Source organism: Glutamicibacter sp. NPDC087583, assembly GCF_044743685.1.
In the GTDB taxonomy this organism is placed as follows: Bacteria; Actinomycetota; Actinomycetes; order Actinomycetales; family Micrococcaceae; genus Glutamicibacter.
Window position 1 is genome coordinate 20,873 of record NZ_JBIUWY010000008.1, and the last position, 23,068, is coordinate 43,940.

Below are 23,068 nucleotides of genomic sequence, written 5' to 3' on the forward strand. Positions count from 1 at the left end.
GTTGTGGCAAATCTATGAAAGTTCTCGGTGCTGCTGGCTAGATGGCGCTAGGTGCCATGCCGGCCGCTTTCAAATAGGCGTTGAGCGTATTCGAGCGGTGGTCCCGGCAGGCGGCTTCGATCTGCGCCGGGGTGGCATGGTTGCCGATCAGATCCAGCAGCGCCTCATGTTCCTGAACCGAAGCGCGAGCCCGGTTGGGAATGTGGGTGAAGCTGCTGGCCCGCATGGCCGCCAGCCGGCGCCATCCGCGCTGGACCAGGTCCAGGATGTGCGGATTGGGGCACTGGCCGTAGAGCAGCTGGTGGAATTCGGTATTCATCCGGGTGAAGGCCACCGGATCGAAATCCGCCAAGCACTGGCGCATGTTCTCGTTCAGCGCCCGCGCCTTGGCAAGCCAGGCGGCATCCATGGCATCCGCAGCCAGCGCGGTAGCGGCCGGCTCGATGACCATCAGGGTCTGCATGGTGTGCAGGTACAGGGTGGAATCCACGTGGGCCACCGTCGCCCCGACGTTGCGGGTGAAGTGCACCAGGCCCTCGGCCTCCAGCCGGCGGATCGCCTCGCGCACCGGAACCACGGAGCAGCCCAGCTCGTCGGCAATGGTGCCCAGCACCAGCCGGTAGCCGGGGGAGTATGCCCCGTTGACGATGCGCTCGGAAACCAGCTGGTAGGCGGCTTCGGACTTGGAGGCGGTCATTACAGCGACCATGAGTCCAGATCCGGGCTGCCTGCGTCCTTCCAGGCGTTGTACTTGCTCTTCCACGCATCATTCATCGGGAACAGGCCCTCGATGCCGTGGCCGCGCTGGACCATGGCGAAGATGAATTCGTCATTGGATTCGGTCACCGCGGCTTCAGCGGCCACCTCGGCCACCATTGCTGGCGGGATGACCACGATGCCATCGGAGTCGGCCACGATCACATCTCCTGGCTGCACCGATACGCCGCCGCAGGCCACGGTGATGTCCTTGTCCCAGGCCACGTGCTTGCGGCCGAGAACCGCTGGGTGGGCGCCGTTGTAGAAGACCGGGATCTGCAGGTTGGACACGGCGTCCAGGTCCCGTACGCCGCCATCGGAGATGATGCCGGCGGCGCCGAGCTGCTGGGAGCGCAGGGCCAGGATGTCGCCCAGGGTGGCCGAGCCGGTCTCGCCGCGGGCTTCCATGACCAGGATCTCGCCGTCATTGAGCGAGTCGATGGACTGCTTCTGCATGTTGTAGCCGCCGCCGTGGGCCTTGAACAGGTCCTCGCGGTTGGGGATGTAGCGCAGGGTGCGGGCGGTGCCGATCACGCGCTGCATGCCCTTGGTGGCACCGGGGACTTCGATGTTCACGTTGTTCAGGCCGCGCTTGCGCAAGGTGGCGGACAAGGTGGCGGTAGCCACCGAAGCCAGCTGCTCGCGGACCTTGTCGGTCAGCACGTCCTTGCCGGTGATGATCGGGGCCATGCCGGCGGTCTCGCGATCGCCGTAGGCATCTTCCTTGTCCTTGTCGGTGACCTTTGGCTGGTTGCCGAAAGCGGCGAAGGCCGCAGTGCCCTCGACGGCGGTGGTCTCCAGCTTGCCGGTCGTGGCGCCGGAGACCAGATCGGTGACCTCGACCTCGACAACGTCGCCGGGGAAGAAGACGGTGGAGCCGGCCGGGGTGCCGGTGAGGATCATGTCACCTGGCTGCAGGGTCATCTGCTGGGACAGGTCGGCGATGATGGTTGCGAAGGAGAAGAGCAGCTCGGAGGTGTCGGCGTCCTGGGCGAGCTTGCCGTTGACCCAGGTCTGCACGCGCAGCTTGGCAGGATCCAAGGTGGCAGCATCCAGGGCGTTGGGACCCACCGGGGTGTAGCCGTCGCCGGACTTGGAGCGGATGTTCGAGCCCTTGTCCGCGTACTTCATGTCGTGCACGCCGAGGTCGTTCGATGCGGTGACCTGCCCGACGTAGCCCCAGGCTTCGTCTACCGAGACGCGGCGAGCGGTCTTGCCGATGATCAGTGCGATCTCGCCCTCGAAGGCGAGCAGCTCGGTGCCAGCTGGGCGTTCCACGGTGGAACCGCTGGCGGCCAGCGAGCTGGTGGCCTTCATGAAGTAGCTGGGGAACTTCGGGGTGCGTCCGCGCTGCGCCGCACGCGAGGAGTAGCTAAGGTGTACGGCCAGGATCTTGCCTGCCTGCGCGAAGGTCTCTTCGGTTACTGGGACAATATTGCTCACCGTTGATCGGCCTGCTTTCATCGAACATCATCTCGTACATCAAATCGTATACGATCAGTGTGCGCCGAATCTCAAACGGTGTCAAGCGGGCTTTGGAAATCTTTGGAAATGATTATCGTGAAGGCCTGGGAATCCGCAAGATCACGCGGAATTCTCCGGGAGCGGGAATGTTTCGAAATGGACAATTGCGGGGCGCCGGAACGGATGTACTGCAGCACACAATCGATAGCTGGAATCCTGGCTAGCCAGTCGATCTGATGCCGGATTCCCTGCACGGCCATCGTTGCCCTGTAGTCGGCAAAGGATGCCCGACCGGCGCTATCCTCTTGCCAGCTGGGCGGCAGGGGCAAGCTCGCTCGCGAACCGAAGCCGAGCTACGGCAGGCGCTCTTTTGCCGATCGTGGAAATAGGCCATTTCACTGAGGGTGAGGGCAAGTGGAGTCATGGATTGTTCACGAGAAATATTCCGTTGCTTCCTCCTGCATGCCGGGTAATTGTAGATAGCCTGTATTTATGGGGAGTGTATTTAATATCCGAAACTCGCTGAGATGAGAGCGCAAGGAAAAAGATGTCTTCAGGTCAAAACACAGGCGTGATTGATTCGACGCTGCCGTCGCACCCCACCGAGGTCCACGCAAATAGCTGGATGTGGGGATCCGTGGCGTTGGTCGCCAGAGTTCCGGCATCTTCGATCACGGAACCTGATGGAAACTTGTGGTGGGTCCCGTCGAATGCCGCGGATATCACGTGGAAGATGTTCTGCAAAGATCTGCAAAGCGAAACCTCTGAGTTTCTCCAAAACGACGCGGGAAATCTGCATAAAGCATCAAAAAGCTGGTTCGACAAGACTTCGGTCGGACCTCATTTCCTGGCCATGACTGCCGACGCGAAGCAAGCACTATCGGGTGCTCCAACGTTTGCTTTCGACAACCAGAAGGTAATCAGCAAGCTGACCGGCGCCGGTATCCGGATCGCTGGAATTTCACGTTCTCGTAGTGAGGCGGAAACAGGAGCCGGCAACGCTGAATACGTCGCCTTGCACGTGAAGCTTTCGAAAGAGGCATTGCAAACCCCCGGTTGGGTGACCTCTGCGCTGCACCGGCCGACTCGTGCTGGGCTACTGCCGGGCACAAACATCGATGGCAAGGACTTGCGAGCGGGTGTAAACAACGCCTTGCGTTCAGCAGGCTTGGCAGTAGAACTGAATAATGGTGGCGCTCTGCAATCAAAAGACAAGCAGGATCCATGGGGGAACATCTATACGATCTCCACTTTTATTCCGCAAGACAAGATTCCTCAGTGCCAAAAACACTGGCACGGACCGAGCGCGATGGACAACCCTGCAGTGCGCTGGGCGCATGCACTGAGCATTGCTCAAACCGCCACGCCTAAGCCAACTTTGAGCGACTGGTCCGACCTCGGAGTTAGCAAAGCCCAAGTCTCCCTTGGCCCGTCAATTGGTTGGTGCAGTGATCGGGGGATGGGGATTGTTGCCCAGTCCCGTCCGGATGGCGATCCTGAACACTGGATCGCAGAGACTGGGCATACGGTGGCCTTAGCGCATTCAGTCTTCGTCGATTTGGCGGTCTTGACGATGCAGCAAGATGAATTCTTGACCCAGCGCGCGGGACACCTGGCCAATCTAGCGGCAACCGGAAACCTTGAGGATTCCGCTGCTTCGCTTAAGCGATACAAGGACATTCAAAAAAGGTTTATCGAGTTCCACGGCAAGCGCTGGTTGCAGGAGATACCCGGACGTGAATCTGCAACTCGGGTGCTGCAAGCCATGCAGAACGTGCGCATGCTGGAAGAAAGAATCAAGCATTCACTGATCGAGCAGAAATCCATCATGGATTATCTGGAAGCCAACCAGCGCGCCGAAGAAGAGCAGGTGAATCGCGAACGAGCCGAACAACTGCGCGAAGAGGCGGTTAAGCGTGAAAAGTTCAGTCACCGAGTGAATATTTTTGCGTTTATATTCCTGCCGGCCACACTGATTTTCACCGTTACCGGAGGTCTGGGGATCCAGTTATCCACACTTTGGGGAACTATTTGGATCGGCATCGCTGCTGTCACTACTATCGGGCTGATTGCTTGGATGAAGACGGAGGGTAGAAAGAGGAAGAAGGATAGAAAACGCGCGTCCGGAGGCGCATCGTGCAGCGACGAATCCCTCCCTGCCGTGAACAAGGGATAAACAGATCAGCTCAACACAGTTCGCGGCCACTGAGCTGGAGAAGAACCTCTTGGTTTGCGACCTCGGCGACGGAGGCTTTCTCAACGGTCCTCGGCTACCGCAGTTAATCAGCCGACTCACCAGGGGTACGCAGAAGGCGCTGGAACGGAAGTCATGATTCCGTTCCAGCGCCTTAGCGGCATCTGCATATTAGACGCGAATAGCATCCACAATCTTGACTCGGGCTGCCACCAGCGCGGGAAGCACACCGGTCAGTGCGCCTACGGCGATGGAAACTCCCATGCCAAGTAGGGCCGCACCGATAGGGAATGCCGGCATTTGATCCAGCTCGGTAGCCATCACCATATTCAGCAGATTCTCGTTGGAGACCAAGGCAACGGAGATGAGCACGCCAATGCCACCTGCTACGGCCGTGGCCACGACGCTTTCCATCATCACCGAGAAGAATACGCGTCCGGTTGTTGCACCGAAGCTGCGTCGGATACCCACTTCGCGGATACGCTGCTTCATGGTCACCATGGCAACATTGAGCAGACTCAGGGAACCAAGCAGCAAGATGATGATTGCGATCCCGGCAACCACCATGGTCAACATCTTCAAGCTCTCATCAGCACCCCACATCAGATAATCTTCGCGGTGCGCATCAACTGTGAGACCAGGAAGTTCTGCCTGCATTTGCTGGCCGAAGTGCATGGCCAGCTCTTCGGATCCCTCGATGGGCACCCACAGCTTGTAGCTGACCTCATTGAGCGGAGCTTGCATGCCGAACCAGTGCTCATAGGTGGCCGGCAGCATCCACAGCTTGCCGCCCATGCCGTAGCTAGATGCTTTGGTGGTTCCGATGACAGTAACTGAGACGGTGTTCCCATTGCTCATCAAATCCACGGTTAAAGGCAGTCGCTGGCCTTCCAGTCCCAATTCTTTGATGAAGGTGTGGTCAACCACCGCCGCTGGGGCAAGATTCTGTGCATCTTCGGCTTCCAGCCAGCGGCCGTCAGTAACAACTAACCGGTGCATTGGAGCGTAGTCGGGATCAACCACCATGATCTCGGCATCAAGGCTCAGCCCTTGGGCTGAAGCTTTCTGGTCGTAGCTGCGTCCCATCATGGTGGTGTACTCGACCTTGAACCGGTCACTGGTCTTTTGAAAGGCCTCATCGATTTGGTCGTTGCCCGCAGGACCAGCATCCGAGTTCGGGTCGTAGGCGTAGACAACAATCATTGCTGGCCGACCCTCGCTTTCAAGGCTTTCGGTCATCATCTGACGCGCCATGCCAGCTCCGGCCAATGCCGTAGTTAACGAGGCCACCGCAATGGTGACACCAACCAAGGAGAGCAAGACGCGCAACTTGTGAATACGCAGTTCCTGCCATGCCTCCAGCAGCGCAGCAACAAAACCGGTTCCTAAGCGAGTTAAGGATTTCATCTTGCCGCCACCTCACTGAGCGGATGCAGCCGCCCGCCATCCAACTGCAGCTGTTCTCGGGCCAAGGCCGCAACATTGCTGTCGTGCGTGATGGTGATCAGGGCAGCGCCGGAATCAACCGTGGCGGAATCCAAGAGATCCATCACCGCACGTCCGGTAGTGACATCCAAGGCACCGGTGGGCTCATCGGCCAGTACGACTCGTGGCCGGCGGACCAGCGCGCGAGCGATGGCCACACGTTGCTGCTCACCACCGGAGAGGGTCTGGGGCATTGAATCCAAGCGTTTGCCCAGTCCCACGCGCTCCAAGGACTCGGTTGCTAGCTTGCGCCGATTCCAGAAGTCGCGTCCACCGGCGTACATCAGTGGAGCCATGACATTTTCCAGGGCAGTGCGTCCTGGCAGGAGGTTGAACTGCTGGAAAACGAAACCGAGGTCGCGCCCGCGTGCATGGGCCGCCTGTTTGGCGCTCAGCCGGGTCGCATCCTTGCCTCGCCACAGCAGGCTACCGTTGGTGGGCCGATCAAGCAGGCCAAGGATATTCAGCAGCGTGGACTTGCCCGTACCCGAACGGCCGACAATGGCTATGTGATCGCCTTCGGACACCGTGAGATCAATCCCGTTGAGGATATGCAGCTCGCTGTCATCGGGCAGCAGGACGCTGCGCGTGACATTCTCGAGCTTCAGCAATGGCTCACCACTCATCTGAGTAGGACTCCATATCCATCATTTCTTCAGGTGCCGGGGTGGATCCTGGGACGAAGCGGAGAATTTCCGTCTCATCCTTCAGTCCTGAAATCACCTCGATGACCTTTCCGTCGGTCACGCCAAGCTCTACCTCGGTGCGGATTTCCTTGCCGTTTTCATCCAGCCGCCACACCGCACCCTGGCCAACCAGGCCGCGAACAGCCGATACCGGTACGGTCAATACGTCCTCGGCGGTGCCTGCATCAATTTCCATGTTCATGCTCAGGCCGTCGAAAACCACGATGTCTGCAGGTACGGCACAAGAAATCTCGCTGCCCGAAGAGCTCTCCGTGGATTCTCCGGATGCCATTGGATCCATCTGCGATTCCATGTCCTGGTCTGCGGAGCCGGCGCTGGTTTTCTTCGAAGCGCTGTCACCGACAGACAGGTCCTTGCAGGTGAATGGCTCCGGTCCGCCGTCAATGGTGATCGTTGCTTCGAGGCTTTCATCGAGCAACCGGTAGCGGTCCAGCGGATCGATCGAACCGGCGGCCAAGAATTCTTGGGGCTGGATCGCGCCGAGTCCTGTGCCCTTGGTGACGTCATCGCCAACCTCGATCTGGAAAGCGCCGACCTTGCCTGTGGCCGTTGCGTAGACGTCGTGGTACTTCACCACTGGCGCAGCTTCCTGCGGTTGCTGCTCGTCTTGTGAACCTTCACTATCCGAGTCGTTGGCCTCAACGCTCTCTGGCTGGGATTCGGCGCGGACCTGGAAGATTCGATCGCCGAGGGAGACATTGTCGCCTGGCTTGACGAAAGCCCAATTGACAACGCCGTCCACGGGCGCATTCAGCTCTTTCGATTCGGTGAGCTTAATAGTTCCGGGAATGGACAGCTTGTTCTCTACCGTGGCTTTCTCAGCAAAGATGGTCTCTGCCGGGATCTCTCCGGTGGGGAACAGGTCATCATCGGCGCTGGCAGTGCCGCCGGCAAACGCGAGTTTCACGAGGCTGACGGCGATCAAGGCGCCGATAACTAGCCATGCAGCGGGAAGGAATATGCGACGGAACGCGCGTCGTTGGCTCATAGGGTTGCTCTTTTCACCATTCAATGATTACCAAAGTGTTCAGCAACTACCAAGCTCAAACGGAGAAAACACGCAACCTTTATCAGATTGAGATTTATTTTTACTTTGCAGGTCAGACCGGGTACTCAAATTAGTAGTTGAAGGTCGTAGTGAATCTTCTCGACGTCCCGGGGTGAAGCGGGGCAGTCTCCGGGGCTCGATGCCGCGGAGCTCTTCGGTGGATGTGGAGCTCCCGAGGCGTAGTGCCATTGCTTCTGTACTGGCCCCGGGGTCGGCAGGATTGTTCCAGGCCGGTTTCTGCCAAGCCTTTCGGGTGCCGCGGGCGAGCGGGGGTGCCAAAGCCGCTGTCGCAGAGCATCGACCTTCATTGCTGTCCGCTAGGGCCTGAATCGTGAATTTGGCAGGTGACAAGCACGTTTAATCCATGGGCAAAGAAGTGCACCGATCGCTTCATTTTCAGCCAAATTTATTTCCTTCCATTTGCTGGCACAAAGCCGAATGCCGGCGTAGGATGTCGGCATATCGTTGTCTTGAATTGGGGGATTTAAAGACGAATTGAAACACTCGCATTCATTTCGCATCTTTAGATGCATTGGGGAACTTATCCTGAGCAGTTGAGCCACATGGGGTGGCTGAATCATGGGCCAGGCTTTCATTATCTGAGGTCAAAGCCTTACTATAGCTCGCTCTTTTTCGGGTGGATCGCTCCTGCACGCCGCGCGATCCACTCAGGACATTCTTGTATGGGGGAGAAATGTCTAGGCATCAAAGGCGTGGCACTCTTGTGCCAAATTTGCGCCGTAAAACAGCTTTAAACAGATTATTAAAAGGATGCTTGGCGATAATTTCGTCGATTTCCTTGTGCTTTGTCATGACCATTCCGGGCATGGCAGTTGCTGCCGAAACTTCTGTTGGGGAAGAAGTCGAGGCCAAACAGCAGGGGACTGAACCGGAGAACTCTGAATCGGTCCTGGCCACCGGCTCGGCGGAGGAAACCAAGGCCGAAGCCGACGAATCGTCCACGGCTGACACGGGGGAAGAACAGCCAGCTGCTGAAGCAGTAGACAGCGCCAAGACCTCGGCGCCAGAGGAAGAAGCAGCGGCCGAACCTGAGTCCGCCCCTGCACCGGCACCGGCAACTCAGAAGCCAGAAAAGCCAAAAGCTGTGGAAACCACGCAGCCGGCACCCGAAGCGCAACCTGTGGAATCAGCTGCGCCCAAGACAGAGAATAAGCCAGTGGACAAGGCTTCACCGGAACTTGCGCAGCCGAAGGCCGAAGTTTCGGAATCGGAAGATTCTACCGGGTCCTCGACAGCGGCCCGCGAGCCGATCACGGCCGCTGCCCTTGAGTCAGGTGCTCCGCGGATTTGCGAGTACAACGAAGGAGACGGCTCGGTCGACACCTTCATGCAGAAGTCCGATGAGATGCCCGCCTTCGCCAACGGCAATGTCCACGACGGGCTCTATGAGGGCGGTGTGGTTCACCAGCGCTTGGAAATGACATTGCCCGCAGGCGAAAACGAGCTGGTCATCAATTACCAGGTCAAGCAGGCCGGCAAATGGGCCTATGACTATTTGCTCAACGAGACAGTGGACGGCGCGAACATCACCGGCTGGACTGTCGATGAAGGCGCCGGGAACGACCGCGTCGACACCGTCTTCATCACATTGATGGTCGACGGAGAAGAAGGCGACGAGTCAAGCGTCACCCTCTACTTCGATGCGCATATCGCCTCGGAGCTGGATCACGGCCCGGGCACCGGTGCTTCCTCAATCAACGGTTCGCCGTACCACGTCCTGATCTCGTCGTTGAACTGCAAGTCCATTGGACAACGCGACAACCAGATCCAGGCCGGTGCGGTCCAAGCCGGTTCCGTAACCGTCATCAAGGACGCGGTTCCTGCCGACGGCACGGATTTCGACTTCACCCTCGCCGAGGACCGCTTCGGCGACTCGACATCATTCAACCTCGATGACAGTGCCGATTCCGATACCGGCGCGAGCTTGCCGCAGAGCGTCACCTACACCGTGGCGCCAGCTACGATCACCGTCACCGAAGAGGACTTGCCAGCTGGCTGGAATCTTTCCTCGATCGCCTGCACCGGCGCCGCCGCCATCCGCAGCGGTTCGGCCATCACCTTCGAGCTGGGCGACAACGATGAAGTCACCTGTACCTTCACCAATACGAAGACCACCTACGACGAGCTCACGGTCCACAAGGATGTGCAGGCATCCTATGACCGCGACTACGACTGGGATCTGGACAAGTCGCTGGCCCAGGGCCAGCAAGCCACAGTGAAGGCCACGGCCACCGGAGTGGACGTCGACTACAACGTGGTCGCCACCGCCAGCGAGGCCCAGGACAGCAACTTCCAGCTCTCCGGCACCATTACCGTGATGAACCCGAATGACACGGCGATGTCCGGGATCACCCTGGCCGACCAGCTTGATGGAGCCAATTGCGTCATCTCCGCTGGCGGTTCGCCGATCGCCAATCCGGTGACCATCCAGCCCGGCGAGAATTCCTTCACCTATGAATGCGACCTGCCCGAGGGAACCAGTGCCTCCAGCGCCGGCACCAACACGGTCAGCGCAACCTGGGACCCGGAGGCCTACTATGGCACCGATGGACAAGCCAGCGCCTCGGCCGGCTACGATTTCGCGTCCGTCTCGCCAACGGTGACCGACGAGGAAGTCACCGTCACCGATAGTGAAATCGACCTTTCGGGCATCGCCGGCGGTAATACCGTTACAGCCGGGGAAAGCCCGAAGTCCTTCGCGTACACCATCGAGTGGGACGGCGTGCTCGGAGAATGCACCGACTACCAGAACATCGCCAGCCTCGCCGCAGACGACGGCGAAACGCTGACCGACAATGCCACCGTGGAAATCTGCATCGGCCAGGATCTGGCCATCGAGAAACTGGTCGTGTCCAGTTTCAACCGCAGCTACGACTGGAGCATCGCCAAGGACGCAGTAGGCGAGCAGCCATTCACCGCGGATCCGGAAACCGGCGAATTCACCGCGCAATACTCCGTCACTGTCACTCCCGAAAGCTATTCGGACAGCGACTGGGCCATGAGCGGAACCATCACGGTATCCAACCCCAATGACTGGCAAGCCATTGACGTGACCGTCACCGACCAGGTCGATGTGGGCGGGGACGCAACCTGCCAGGTGGTCGGCATTGCCGGCGAACCGGACACGATGGACGCCGATCCGGCCGCACCGGGCTTCCAGGCAACACTGGATGCCTCCCAAACGCTGACCTTCAGCTACAGCTGCACCTTCGGATCGCAGCCGAACTACGAGGGCAGCAACACCGCCGAAGTGACGTGGTCCTCCAGCGCGGCCTCCACCGCTTCGGGCAGCGCCACCGAAGTTGTACCGGTGGATGCAGGCGACTGGACGCAGACACCACTGAACCAGACGGTGACCGTGACCGACCCGCTGCATGAGTTCGATCCGGCCTGGACCATCAATTACTCCGATGGCCCGCAGACTCGGACCTATGAATACACCTGGACCGTGGACGAGGCCGGCACGTGCCAGAGCTTCATGAACACCGCCACGATCACCGGCAGCAACCAGCTGGTCAAGAGCGATGACGCCCAAGTCGAAGCGTGCCGCCAGGCAGGGCTGACCGTCACCAAGGACGTGACGGCCTCCTATGACCGCACCTACTTGTGGAGCATCGACAAGCAGCTGGCCGAGGGCCAGCGGCCAAATGCCGTCGTCGAAGAAGACGGAACCGCTACCGTTCACTACACGGTGCTGGTGGACAACACCGGCTACGAGGATTCCGGGCAGCAGCTTTCCGGATCCATTACCGTGGCCAATCCCAACGAATTCGAAGACCTCGAAGTGACGATCAGCGACGAGAATACCCTCTCGGCCGCCTGCACCATCGTGGCCGAGGACTCGAATCCGGGGATGGAAGGCATGCAGCAGGTGGTGCCGCGCATCGGCTCGATCACCGTGGACTACAACTGCGATGCATCGGCCGTGGCGGAGGGCGATTACACCGGCAACACCAACACGGCGGTGGTCACCTGGGGTGATGGGATGGAGGCTGAGAGCCAGCCGGTACCCATCGACTTCACCCTGGATGAGAGCACCGATGAATCAGTTGGCGTCTGGGATGACCAGGCTGATCCTTCCGGGGACCCGGTACTGCTGGGCACGGTCCATTACGCCGACGCCTCGCAGAGCTTCAGCTACGAGATCACCTACGAAGTGCCGCGCGATGAATGCCTGGTCTTCACGAATACCGCGTGGGTGGATCTGGCCGGCGAGGACATCGAGGACTCGCAGGACGTGGGCATCTGCGACCAGAAGAATCTGGTTATCACCAAGGACGTGGACGCCAGCTACGCACGCGACTACGATTGGTCGCTTCACAAGCAGGTGGACCGCAGCGAATTCACGGTCGCCGGCAACGGCACGGTCACCGCGCACTACACGGTAGTGGCCACCGCCGGCGAAGCGCAGGACAGCGCGAAGCAGGTGTCCGGAACCATCACCATCAGCAACCCGAACACGCAAGTCGGGGACCTGGCGGCCACGGTCACCGATGTGCTCTCCATCCCGTCGGCCAGCTGCACCATCGAGGGCACCGATGCGGATGAAACCGCCGGCGGTTTCCAGCTCGTGCTCGGTGACGGGGAAAGCACCACCCTGGGCTACAACTGCCAGGTCCCGGCGGACACCGACATCACCGCCCAGTACACGAACACCGCAACCGTGGCCTGGGGCCAGGAACGCCAGGCTGAAACGGACGTCGATTTCGGGTTCGAGCAGGCCCTGCTGACCGACGGCGAAGTCGCCATCACCGATGACCAGACCGTTGAAGGCCAGGAAGTGGTGCTGGGCACCGCCATGGCCGGTGAATCGCCGAAGGCCTTCGAATACGACCTGGAACTGCAGGGCGTGGCCGGAACCTGCACCGAGTACACCAACACCGCGGTGCTCGATGAGGCCACCGGCGAGGGCGAGGAGAACACGGCTTCGGCCAGCACCACGGTGTGCGCCGGAGCAGATCTGGATATCGCCAAGAACGTCGTGACCTCCTTCGACCGCTCCTACCTGTGGTCGCTGGACAAGGAGCTGCTCTCCGGGCAACCGCTGGCAGCCAACCCGAGTACCGGCGAGGCCACGGCGAACTACCGGATCACCGTGACCCCCGAAGGCCACGAGGACGGCAATTGGGCGATGAGCGGAGAAATCACGCTGGCCAACCCGAACGACTGGCAGGACGCGCCGGTCACGGTGCAGGACTTCGCCGATGTCGGCGGGGACGTGGCCTGCACGATCACCGGGGTGCAGGGCGAAGCGGTGGCTGACATGTCCGCCGAGCAAGCCGGCTTCCAGACGGTGATCCCCGCAGGGGCCCAATGGGTGATGGACTACTCGTGCACCTTCGCATCCCAGCCGGACTACGAAGGCAGCAACACCGCCACCGTGGACTGGGACGCCCAGGCGCTGAGCACGGCCAATAGCCAGGACTCGGACACCGTGGGGATCTCGGAACAGGATTGGAACCAGACGCCGCTGAACGACACGGTCACCATCACGGACAGCGCCCACGAGTTCGATCCGGCGTGGACAGTGGATGTGGCCGATGGGCCGCAAAGCCGGGACTACTCGGTGACGTGGACCGTGGATCAGGCAGGCACCTGCCAGGTCTTCGAGAACGTCGCCACGCTCACCGGCGATAACGGCTTCACCGCGACGGACAATGCGCTCGCCGAAGCCTGCCGCGAGGCGGCCTTGGAGATCAGCAAGACCGTCGAAGCCGCGTACGACCGCACCTACCAATGGCAGATCGACAAGGCCTTGGCCGAAGGCCAGGACCAGGAGATCACCACCAACGGGGCGGCCAGCGAACCGGTGGACTACGTGGTCAAGGTAGAGAACACCGGGTACGAGGATTCGGGATGGGTGCTGGAAGGCCAGATCACCATCACCAACCCGAACCAGTACACGGGCATCGACGCCACGATCCAGGACGTGGTCGATCTGGACGCGGTCACCTGCACCACCTCTGAATCGCTGGTGGGCATCCCGGCCAACGGAACAATCACCGTCGGCTACAGCTGCGATGTCTCGGCGGGAGTCGATCCCGGCTCCTACAGCGGCGGCACCAACACCGCCACGGTCAGCTGGGGCGATGACCGGGCATCGAGCACGCAGGTGCCCATCGAATTCGCCATTGATTCCCGCATCGATCGGCAGGTCGAGATCTGGGATGACCAGTCGAATCCCCAGAAGCCGGTGCTGCTGCGCACCGTGGACATTGATGATTCGCCGGTGCTCATCGAGTACCAGCTGGAGCATGATGCTCCGGCCGGTGAATGCATGAGCTACACGAACACCGCCTGGGTCGATATCCAGGCAGGGGAGGATCCGAGGGATGAGGCGACCGTGCAGCTATGCGGCTTGCTCGATCTGATGATTGCCAAAGATGCCGAAGCCAGCTTCGATCGGACCTACCTGTGGGACCTGGAGAAGAAGGTTGACCGCACCGAAACCATCGTTGCCGAGGACGGCACCGCCGACTTCTCCTACACCGTGTCGGCCATCCCGGACGGAGCGGAGGATTCCGGCCATGAAGTGCACGGAATGATCGTGCTGGTGAATCCGAACCGCTTCGCAGCAGCCTCGACGGTAGCCACCATCACCGATGAGATCAGCATCGAAGGGGTCACGTGCACCATCGACGCCGAGGACGCCGATCCGCAAACCGGGGGCCTGCAAGTCGCGGTCCTGGTGGGCAGCGACGGAACCGGCGCCACGGTGCAGCTGCCTTACAGCTGCTCGGGCACCCCCGGCCAGCTGCACGGCAGCAACACGGTTACGGCAACCTGGGGCGAGGGTTCGGTGGCCACGTCAACCGCACCGGTGGACTACCTGCTGGATGCGGAAACCGATCAGCAGGTCACCGTCATCGATGACAAGACCAACCCCGAGTCGCCGGTAGTGCTGGGCGAAGCGATCTGGAATGCCGAAGGCACCCCGGTCGACTTCGACTACACCCTGCGCCACCAGGCCCAGGCCGGCACCTGCACCGAGTTCACCAACACCGCGGTGATCCAGCAGACCGGGGCCGATGATTCGACCACCGTCACCCTCTGCGGACAGAAGGCCCTGGGCCTGCAGAAGACCGCGCAGGGACTGGTGGATCTGGATTACGAATGGGAGGTAGAGAAGCGGATCGACCAGAGCAAGCTCACCGCGAACGGGGATGGAACCTTCACCGCGCACTACTGGGTTCAGGCTCGCAACACCGCAGCCGTTGAGCAGAACTTGCGGCTGGCCGGTGAAGTGATGGTGCAGAACCCGAATGATTTCGGTTCCATCACCGCCACCTTGGAAGACCGGATCGATACCGCTGGCACCAGCTGCCGGATCGATCTGGAGGATGCCGATGAAGCGGCCGCTGGATTGCAGGTCGTGCTCGATGCCGGGGAGAACTTGGGGGCCCGGTATGAATGCGACCTCGCTAGCTGGCTCACCACCGATGCCTTCGAAGGAGCAGTCAATACGGTGATTGCCACCTTCGATGACCGCGAAGTGCGTGCCGAGGCACCGATCGGCTTCACGATCGACGCAGTCACGGACGAATCGGTGAGAGTCACCGACGACATGATGGATCCTGGCGCCGAACCGAAGGTGCTCGGAGAAGTCCACGTCCCGCAAGCTCCCATGCAGTTCGAATACGAACAGGTGCTGGAACTTGAAGCCGGAACCTGCACGGTATACACCAATACCGCGGCAGTGCATGAGAGTACCGACGGCAACGGCAAGGACGAATCCTCGGTGGACCTGCAACTGTGCATCGAGCAGGGCCTGATGATCGCCAAGAGCGCCGACGCCCGGTACGTCCGGGACTACGACTGGTCGACCCGCAAGGACGCGAAGGAAACGAAGTTCGAGGTTGATCCGGACGGGCAAGCCACGGCCAAGTACACGGTCCAGGCGATGCTGGTGGGTTACGAAGACCAGGACTTCACCGTCACCGGTGAGATCACCGTGGCCAATCCGAATGACTTCAAGGACACGCAAGTGCTCCTGGAAGACAAGCTATCCATCGACGGGGCCACCTGCTCCATCGAAGGATTGGCGGAGGGGAAGCTGGAGCTTGCGGCCGGGGAAACCCGCACCGTGAAGTACAGCTGCACCTTCGATTCACCGGTTGCCGAGGCCGACTACACCGGCCACGAGAACACGGTGAACGCCAGCTGGACCGACGTGGAAGGGACAACCCGCACGGTCAGTGCCAAGGCTCCGCTGGAATTCGAGGCGGCTTCGGCCACCGATGAAATGGTGACGGTCTTCGATGACTACACCAATCCCGGCCAGCCGCGGGAACTGGGCACGGTCAAGGCCGAAGAGCAGAGCAAGAAGTTCACGTACGAACTGGTCTTGGACGGCGTAGCCGGCACGTGCCAGACGATGACGAATACGGCCTCGATACCGGAGAAGTCCGGCGAGGATGGGAACAATTCGGATTCGGCGGACGTGGAAGTTTGCTCCGAGGCTCCGCAGGCAGCGCCACCGGCACCACCGGTTCCTCCGGCTCCGCCAGCGCCGCCAGCGCCGGCAGCACCACCTGCCCCGCCAGCACCGCTTGCGGCAACCGGCCTTGACCAGGGCTCGTTGTGGCTGGCAGGGGCTGCAGGGATGGTGATTATCGCCGGAGCATTGATCCTGCTTCGGTACCGTCGCCGGAACCCATAGTCCGCGCGCCAGCTGGATGCCGGTCTGGCCTTTCGGGGCAGGGCCGGCATTCGGCGTGCGGGGAACAATCCCTGCTGCTTCGGGGCTAGTGCCTTGGAAACAGAACAGGCCCGGTCCGCTTATTCGCATAAGTGGTCCGGGCCTGTTGCCATGGTCAAGCCTTCTGGCTAGATTTGGGCTGCGTCGGCGAATCTAACTAGCGAACCGTCCGCTGAAGAGGTTTCTGCTGGGAACGACCGAAGTGGAGGATATCGTCCGGCTGATGGCCGATGGCGGAAAAGTCCTAGGACTCGATCTGATCGCGCGTCGCCTTGCCTTCCACACTGGTCTCAATGAGTGGATCTGTCCGTTGCTCTTCAGCAGGCAGATTCATCACGCTAGCGAAGACGTTTGCCATCCGCTGAGTTGCCTCAAGCGCCGTGCCTTCGCTTGCCCAGGAATCGAATGTGAATGAGTAATTCTCGTCCCTGGTTATGATGTCCAGCTTGGGGCCTTTCTTGGTCCGTTCCGCGAACCGCACGTAACGGACATCTGCGAGAGGAACCACGCTTTCGATAGCGCCTTCTTTGATGAGGTCACTCTGGTCAGCGACAAAGAAATAGTTATCGGTAATTCCGAGGTAAACATTGTTCGCGAGCAGCTTCTCTTGATTTGCATCCGCCAGGGCAAGCAATTGAGCGTTTTCCGGGAGTGCCCATGTAAGTATGTCTGCCACCTTGTCCGGCGTGCCTTCCTTGAAGACCGGAACTGCTGGGGCCAGTGTTTCTCGCCCAGAATGCAGTTGGTTGCGCAAGTCAGCTACGGCGGTTGCTAGCGCTTCGGCCATGTTAAGCGCGTCGTCTAGGCTGCGGCGTTTACCCGTGAATGGAAGATTTCGGACAGCTGGCAGGAGCGCGAGCAAACGCACTTGGCTTTCGACTTCCGCCAGTAGATTGGTTACTTCACCCATTGCTTTTGCATGCTCGGACTTCGTTTTCTCGACATGATGGGAAAGTAGCCGAGCGGTGGCCTCAGATTCCAGCGAGTCCTGGCTGATGAGGACTCCGCGCAGTACCTGAGCACGGTACCAAGCAAATTCTGCCATCAACATGCCGTGGGAGTCGGCGATGATCTGGTCAAAATTTTGCTTGACATAGCTTCGCCGTGATCTGGCGTTACCGTCGAGGTTTTTAACATGGTTCTTTACGAAGCCGGCAAACAGGTTTCGGTACTTGCTCAGATCCGCTTCGCGCGTAGCCAAAGGGGCAAAGATATGATTGTTGACGGTTCCTGCTGCGTCTGCTTCCTGAAGCGCACGAATACTGGTTTCATGCAGTCCGATCAAGCTGGCCCACTGATCCTCGTGGATGGCGCGCAATACATCTCGTGTTAGTTCGATATTCTTGTCGACTTTGCGGGAGATGGATGCCAGTTGGAGCTGAATTGCCAGAAGCACCATTGCTGGAGCGAAGGCTGGTCCCAAGGCGGCTGCCGGAGCCATTTCGACGGGAAGGAACCGGGCCTGTGCAACGACGGTTCCGCTGCTATTCACTATCGTGCCCATGCTCTGGCCCGCAGACTGCATCAGAGAATTACCGGCTTGGTTCAAGATTTGCAAAGATTCCGGGGCAAGTTGGACGATGCCCTGGAGTTGGGGCAATGGGTTCAAACCTGCAGCAGCGAGATTTCCTACTCCGGTTGCAATAGAAAAGTGGTCAATCACGTGTTGACTTACGTTCGCACCCAGTAAATCGAATCTGAAGAGATCAACGTCTTTTGGAGCATGATCCGCGAAAAGCATCGCATATCCGTCACCAACCTCCAGCAATGCAATGTCGGACGCCTGCGAGGCCAATTCCGAACTGGACGCATTGTTTCCATTGGATTCTGGGGTATCGGGTGCGGGAACTTCTGGGTTAGACATTCAACGGACTTTCTACGCGAGTGGTTCATGACGGTGAAAAGCACGGCTCCGAACAATGGATTGAAGCCGAGTGAAGACGGCATCAGTCTATCTGTCGCTGTCCGGCGCACCAGAAATGTTGATTCAAAGATGTAGACGATGAGCCTGGATAAAAGTCGTTTGGAAGAAAAAGCCACGCTTTCCATCGGTGAGTTGTTGCCGATGGCAAGTGCGTCGGTGAATTGCAACCGAATAGTTCTAACACGATCAATTACAGCATTGACAGGCATTGCAGCTTCCGTAAGTTTTCGTGAAATCAACAGTGCAGGAGAATGAACAGAGCCGGCCCGGACCTCTTATGCGAATAAGAGATCCGGGCCGGCTGCAGGGGGCAAGCCTTCTGGCTAGATTTGGGCTGCGCTTTGGGCTGCGGCTTCACGCTCATCGGCTTCGCGCATGGCACGCTCTACACGATCCACGTCGCGGACCGCACCCTTGTCAGCGGACAACGCCATGGCGGCGTAGGCCCGCAACGCAGGGGAGACCACGCGCTCGCGGCTCTTCGGGCGGTAGCCGGTGGTAGCGATCAAGCGCTCGCGGCGTTGTGCCAAGACCTCGTCAGAGACGTTCAGGGTCAGCTCGCGGGTCGGGATATCGATGGAGATGGTATCGCCATCTTCCACCAGGGCGATCATGCCACCGGACGCGGCCTCGGGGGAGACGTGCCCGATGGACAGGCCCGAGGTACCACCAGAGAAGCGGCCATCGGTGATCAGTGCGCAGGCCTTGCCCAGGCCGCGGCCCTTGAGGAACGAGGTGGGGTAGAGCATTTCCTGCATGCCCGGCCCGCCCTTGGGACCTTCGTAGCGGATGACTACTACGTCGCCTTCCTTCACCTGCTTGTTCAGGATCTTCTCGACGGCTTCATCCTGTGATTCGCAGACCACTGCCGGGCCGGAGAAAGTCCAGATCGAAGGGTCAACGCCAGCGGTCTTGACCACTGCACCGTCCACGGCGATATTGCCGCGCAGTACGGCCAGGCCGCCGTCCTTGGAGTAGGCGTTCTCAACCGAGTGGATGCAGCCTTCTGCATCATCGGTGTCCAGCGCCGCCCACCGCTCGGACTGCGAGAAGGCGGTGGAGGAGCGCACGCCGCCCGGGGCCGCGTGCCACAGGTCGAAGGATTCCTCCTTGGCCTTGCCGCTGCGGATATCCCAGTCATCGAGCCATTCGCCCAGGGTTGCCGAGTGAACCGTGTGCACGGTTTCATCCAGCAGGCCGCCGCGGCGCAGCTCGCCGAGGATTGCGGGGATGCCACCGGCACGGTGGACATCTTCCATGTAGTAGATGGTGCCGTTGCCGGCAGCGTTGGGTGCAACCTTGGCCAGGCACGGGACACGGCGGGACACTTCATCGATCTCATCGAGGCCGAATTCCACGCCGGCCTCGCGGGCGGCGGCCAGCAGGTGCAAGATGGTGTTGGTGGAACCGCCCATGGCGATATCCAGTGCCATGGCGTTGCCGAAGGCCTTCTTGGTGGCGATGCTGCGTGGCAGGACCGTCTCGTCGTCTTCGCCGTAGTAGCGGTTGGCGATATCGACTACCAGCTTGCCGGCGTTTTCATACAGGTCCTTGCGGGCCGTGTGGGTAGCCAGGGTGGAGCCGTTGCCCGGCAGGGACAAGCCCATGGCCTCGGTCAGGCAGTTCATCGAGTTGGCGGTGAACATGCCCGAGCAGGAGCCGCAGGTCGGGCAGGCCGACTCTTCGATGCGCAGCAGGTCTGCATCCGATACGTTCTCGTTCACGGCCTCGGAGATGGCATCCACCAGGTCCAAGGTGCGCACGGTGCCATCTACCAGGGTGGCGCGGCCGGCTTCCATCGGACCACCGGAGACGAAGACCGTAGGGATGTTCAGGCGCAATGCGGCCATCAGCATGCCCGGGGTGATCTTGTCGCAGTTCGAGATGCAGATCAGTGCGTCGGCACAGTGGGCATTGACCATGTATTCCACGGAGTCGGCAATGAGGTCGCGCGATGGCAGCGAGTAGAGCATGCCGCCGTGGCCCATGGCGATGCCGTCGTCCACGGCAATGGTGTTGAATTCGCGGGGGATGCCACCGGCGGCGGTGATGGCGTCGGAGACAATGCGGCCTACCGGCTGCAGATGGGTGTGCCCTGGAACGAATTCAGTGAAGCTGTTGGAGACAGCGATAATCGGCTTGCGCCCGAGGTCAGCGCCGTTCACGCCGGCTGCGCGGAACAGTGCGCGAGCGCCGGCCATATTGCGGCCATGGGTGACAGTGTGTGAACGAAGTGTGGTCATACCTAAAATCTCACCATATATTTGCCCTCAAACCCAGACGGTGACGATACTAGTAGTACTACTACCATGCAATGAGGTTTACCCCGTGACTCCAAGTCAAAGACGTCGCGAAGAACTCGCCGCGTTCCTCAAGGACCGCCGGGCCCGGGCTGACAGGGCTTCCCATGGATTGCCGGAGATCGGACGCAGCCGCGTGCGCGGCCTGCGCCGCGAAGAAGTCGCCACCTTGGCCGGCGTTTCTGTTACCTGGTACACCTGGCTTGAGCAGGCCCGCGACATTAATCCCTCGCGCCAGGTTCTGCAGTCCTTGGCGCGGCTGTTCCGGCTCACCCCGGTGGAATCCTCGTACCTGTTTTCTCTGGCAGGGCACGGTGAGCTTGACCCCATTGGCACCGGCGGCATGACGCCAGCCCTGCAGCGTTTGCTCGATGCGTTGCAGTTCCCGGCCTTCCTGCTCTCCGCCGACTGGACCATCCTGGGCTGGAATGAGGCCTATGAACAGCTGTATCCGCGGGTGGCTTCACTGGACAGCGAAGATCGGAACCTGTTGTGGCTCGTTTTCACCGATGCGCAATTGCGTGAGATGCTCCCGGATTGGGAAGTGCAAAGCCGCGGTTTCGTGGGAAGCTTCCGTGCCGAAACGCGTGGATGGCTCAGCCCATCGGGGGACAGCGGCATTGTTGCCCGGGTCTCGGCGGCCTCCCCGGAATTCGCCGCTATCTGGAATGAACGGGACGTTGCCGGTTTCCGTACTGGTGAACGGGTGTTCCGGCACCCAGCTAAAGGCCTGACCCGCTATGAGCAGCACAACCTGACCCCTACCGAAGCCTCGGACCTGACCTTGTTGATGTACACGCCGCTGTAGATGGAACCGATTTCGCAATGAGTTTGTCGTAGGGAGAGCTTCGTAACAGAACGCATCACATTGCCATTCGGTTCCAGTACTGCAAATTAGTCCCGAAACCGAACGCTCCGTTTAAAGATCCTTATCCCAAATTTCACTGTATTCCGTGCTGAAGGCGGGCCAAATTTTGGATCGAACATCATCGAGACACGAAATGCCCTTCATATCGTCGCCTGTGAGGACAAATTCATGAGGAATGACTCGGCCCGATCTGTCCTTGCGGTCCAGCGGATCAGCGAAACGAATAGCTATGGAATCGGCGTCTCGGTGGAATACTTCTAATTCGTCGTCGACTTCAGAAAACGCTCGATTGTAGAATTCCAGAGGCTTTTCGTGACTCCCATCTCGAAGAAATCGAAATCCCCAAATCCTGCCCCGTGTGGCCCAAATGACGCTCAACGTGGGCTCCTGAGCAATACCTTGTCAGATTCAGCTTGTGAGAGTTCTAATTGGAAACCCGCAATAATGGCACTGATAAAGTCCTTCTTCTGTATTGCCTTCTTCTGGAGTTTCTCCAAACCTTCATCCGCCATGTTTGCTACGTGAGCCATAGCTTGTGGCTGGACATGATTAAATAGCGATGCGATGCGATTGGGGAATCGATGTTGGACCAGTTGAACCGCCGCAGCGATTAGTCCTACGCCATTTAGCAGTTCTTTCGCAACCTTGCCGGGCAGGACACGTGCATTCGCCCAGCGAAGATGGCGTTGCATTGGCAGCGCTGAAGCGAGGGGTAGGACCAGATTGATGCCAACGCGATCACCGAGATCGATATGGCCAGATTCAAATTTCGCTGATGATGTCAGCACGAAGTCTTCCCCCACAGACAGTGCTTCATTTCCAGTGACAAACCCTGACAAAATTTGCCGGAGATCTGCGATTTCGCCTGCGACCTTACCGATCAAAAGATCGCGAAAACGATACGCATCATAATCTGGCAGCAAGTCACATTTCGTCAGTGCAAACATCCAGATTCGAGGGAACCTGACGAGCTTCTTGCCATCATGCAGCAATTCGTCTTGAAGTGATAGGAGGGTGCTCTTGAGATTTCCTAGCAAGGACTTGAGGTAACGCTCGATGTCGTCGTCATCGTCAAGGAGTCGAGAACTGTCGACGAGGATCAAGGCAACGTCCGACCGGATCAAGTCGTTGAAGGTCTTCAGGCGGATCTCGGCTTCTTCTTCAGTATTGGCTCCGTGGCTGAGCCATTCGCCTGGATAATCGTGCCATACGAGCCTGAGCGCATTGAAAGGGATGCTCGGATGGTTTTGTCCGTTGTTTTCTTTCAGCTTTAAAGTGAATGAGTACGTTTCGTTATTGAAGCGGTTGGCTAGCGGTGTGCGCGATTTTTCCCGCATTCCCAAGTAGTTCTTATGAAGTTTTGCACCCTGCTTAAAGTCGTCGGCAACTATCCGATAGAGGTTGCGTTCGGTGAACTCCGGTTCTTGCGCGGCTCCGTATAAAGCGGACAGTAGAACTGTTTTTCCGCTACCACTTTCGCCGAAGACAGCAATGTGCTGCTCAGGTGTTTTAGTACTCGCCATGGAATCATTCCTCAGGCTTATCGCGCAATTAGCGCTGTCAATCGATTTCTGTTGGGATCAGCTTATAGGCATACAGCGAC

The 23,068-nt window shown here is 59.4% G+C and carries 12 protein-coding genes; 4 read left to right on the forward strand and 8 right to left on the reverse strand.

The features are described 5' to 3' along the window. Positions 1-37 precede the first annotated feature (37 nt). Both ACIOU9_RS16045 and ACIOU9_RS16050 read right to left on the reverse strand, forming a co-directional pair. The gene (locus ACIOU9_RS16045) at positions 38-697 is read right to left on the reverse strand and encodes a GntR family transcriptional regulator (protein ID WP_332488680.1); all 660 of its coding nucleotides are present in this window, start codon (positions 695-697) and stop codon (positions 38-40) included. After that, entirely contained in the window at positions 697-2,220 is a 1,524-nt protein-coding gene (locus ACIOU9_RS16050) for a fumarylacetoacetate hydrolase family protein (protein WP_181148971.1), read from the reverse strand. The genes ACIOU9_RS16045 and ACIOU9_RS16050 overlap by 1 nt, the downstream gene beginning before the upstream one ends. 547 nt (positions 2,221-2,767) lie before the next feature. Here ACIOU9_RS16050 and ACIOU9_RS16055 point away from each other — a divergent pair. Beyond that, positions 2,768-4,396, forward strand: a complete 1,629-nt coding sequence (locus ACIOU9_RS16055; RefSeq protein WP_402697523.1) for a hypothetical protein — start codon at positions 2,768-2,770, stop codon at positions 4,394-4,396. A gap of 189 nt (positions 4,397-4,585) precedes the next feature. Here the strand turns inward: ACIOU9_RS16055 and ACIOU9_RS16060 are convergent, their stop codons facing one another. The 3 genes from ACIOU9_RS16060 to ACIOU9_RS16070 are packed head-to-tail and all read right to left on the reverse strand — an operon-like array spanning position 4,586 to position 7,594. Further along, positions 4,586-5,821 (reverse strand): ABC transporter permease, encoded by a 1,236-nt coding sequence (locus ACIOU9_RS16060; protein ID WP_133834727.1) that lies wholly within the window; start codon positions 5,819-5,821, stop codon positions 4,586-4,588. Next, a complete protein-coding gene (locus ACIOU9_RS16065; RefSeq protein ID WP_105658038.1) occupies positions 5,818-6,525 on the reverse strand; it encodes an ABC transporter ATP-binding protein in 708 nt (235 codons plus the stop codon). Before ACIOU9_RS16065 ends, ACIOU9_RS16060 begins: the two co-directional genes overlap by 4 nt. Beyond that, on the reverse strand, positions 6,515-7,594 hold the full coding sequence (locus ACIOU9_RS16070) for an efflux RND transporter periplasmic adaptor subunit (protein ID WP_332488687.1): 1,080 nt from the start codon (positions 7,592-7,594) through the stop codon (positions 6,515-6,517). The genes ACIOU9_RS16065 and ACIOU9_RS16070 overlap by 11 nt, the downstream gene beginning before the upstream one ends. Before the next feature lie 835 nt (positions 7,595-8,429). Between ACIOU9_RS16070 and ACIOU9_RS16075 the strand changes: the two genes are divergently transcribed. Beyond that, positions 8,430-16,334: an LPXTG cell wall anchor domain-containing protein gene (locus tag ACIOU9_RS16075; protein WP_402697525.1), complete on the forward strand. Its 7,905-nt coding sequence runs from the start codon at positions 8,430-8,432 to the stop codon at positions 16,332-16,334. Between the two features lie 283 nt (positions 16,335-16,617). On the opposite strand, the gene ACIOU9_RS16080 is transcribed toward ACIOU9_RS16075, so the two are convergent. Next, positions 16,618-18,237: a hypothetical protein gene (locus ACIOU9_RS16080; protein WP_332498681.1), complete on the reverse strand. Its 1,620-nt coding sequence runs from the start codon at positions 18,235-18,237 to the stop codon at positions 16,618-16,620. Positions 18,238-18,375: 138 nt separating this feature from the next. On the opposite strand from ACIOU9_RS16080, the gene ACIOU9_RS16085 reads away from it, so the two are divergent. Then, a complete protein-coding gene (locus tag ACIOU9_RS16085; protein WP_332498682.1) occupies positions 18,376-18,552 on the forward strand; it encodes a hypothetical protein in 177 nt (58 codons plus the stop codon). A 68-nt stretch (positions 18,553-18,620) separates the two neighbouring features. Here ACIOU9_RS16085 and ilvD read toward each other — a convergent pair whose 3' ends face one another. After that, on the reverse strand, positions 18,621-20,540 hold the full coding sequence (gene ilvD, locus ACIOU9_RS16090) for a dihydroxy-acid dehydratase (protein WP_105661080.1): 1,920 nt from the start codon (positions 20,538-20,540) through the stop codon (positions 18,621-18,623). A gap of 85 nt (positions 20,541-20,625) precedes the next feature. Here ilvD and ACIOU9_RS16095 point away from each other — a divergent pair, with 85 nt between their 5' ends. After that, positions 20,626-21,405: a helix-turn-helix transcriptional regulator gene (locus ACIOU9_RS16095; protein ID WP_402697527.1), complete on the forward strand. Its 780-nt coding sequence runs from the start codon at positions 20,626-20,628 to the stop codon at positions 21,403-21,405. A gap of 434 nt (positions 21,406-21,839) precedes the next feature. On the opposite strand, the gene ACIOU9_RS16100 is transcribed toward ACIOU9_RS16095, so the two are convergent. After that, on the reverse strand, positions 21,840-22,988 hold the full coding sequence (locus ACIOU9_RS16100; protein WP_402697529.1) for an ATP/GTP-binding protein: 1,149 nt from the start codon (positions 22,986-22,988) through the stop codon (positions 21,840-21,842). Positions 22,989-23,068: the final 80 nt, after the last annotated feature.

What these genes read in the sequence shown, in the direction of transcription:
- ACIOU9_RS16045 (WP_332488680.1), bottom strand. Translation starts at nt 697, where the DNA reads ATGACCGCCTCCAAGTCCGAAGCCGCCTACCAGCTGGTTTCCGAGCGC.
- ACIOU9_RS16050 (WP_181148971.1), bottom strand. Translation starts at nt 2,220, where the DNA reads ATGAAAGCAGGCCGATCAACGGTGAGCAATATTGTCCCAGTAACCGAA.
- ACIOU9_RS16055 (WP_402697523.1), top strand. Translation starts at nt 2,768, where the DNA reads ATGTCTTCAGGTCAAAACACAGGCGTGATTGATTCGACGCTGCCGTCG.
- ACIOU9_RS16060 (WP_133834727.1), bottom strand. Translation starts at nt 5,821, where the DNA reads ATGAAATCCTTAACTCGCTTAGGAACCGGTTTTGTTGCTGCGCTGCTG.
- ACIOU9_RS16065 (WP_105658038.1), bottom strand. Translation starts at nt 6,525, where the DNA reads ATGAGTGGTGAGCCATTGCTGAAGCTCGAGAATGTCACGCGCAGCGTC.
- ACIOU9_RS16070 (WP_332488687.1), bottom strand. Translation starts at nt 7,594, where the DNA reads ATGAGCCAACGACGCGCGTTCCGTCGCATATTCCTTCCCGCTGCATGG.
- ACIOU9_RS16080 (WP_332498681.1), bottom strand. Translation starts at nt 18,237, where the DNA reads ATGTCTAACCCAGAAGTTCCCGCACCCGATACCCCAGAATCCAATGGA.
- ACIOU9_RS16085 (WP_332498682.1), top strand. Translation starts at nt 18,376, where the DNA reads ATGAGCCTGGATAAAAGTCGTTTGGAAGAAAAAGCCACGCTTTCCATC.
- ilvD (WP_105661080.1), bottom strand. Translation starts at nt 20,540, where the DNA reads ATGACCACACTTCGTTCACACACTGTCACCCATGGCCGCAATATGGCC.
- ACIOU9_RS16100 (WP_402697529.1), bottom strand. Translation starts at nt 22,988, where the DNA reads ATGGCGAGTACTAAAACACCTGAGCAGCACATTGCTGTCTTCGGCGAA.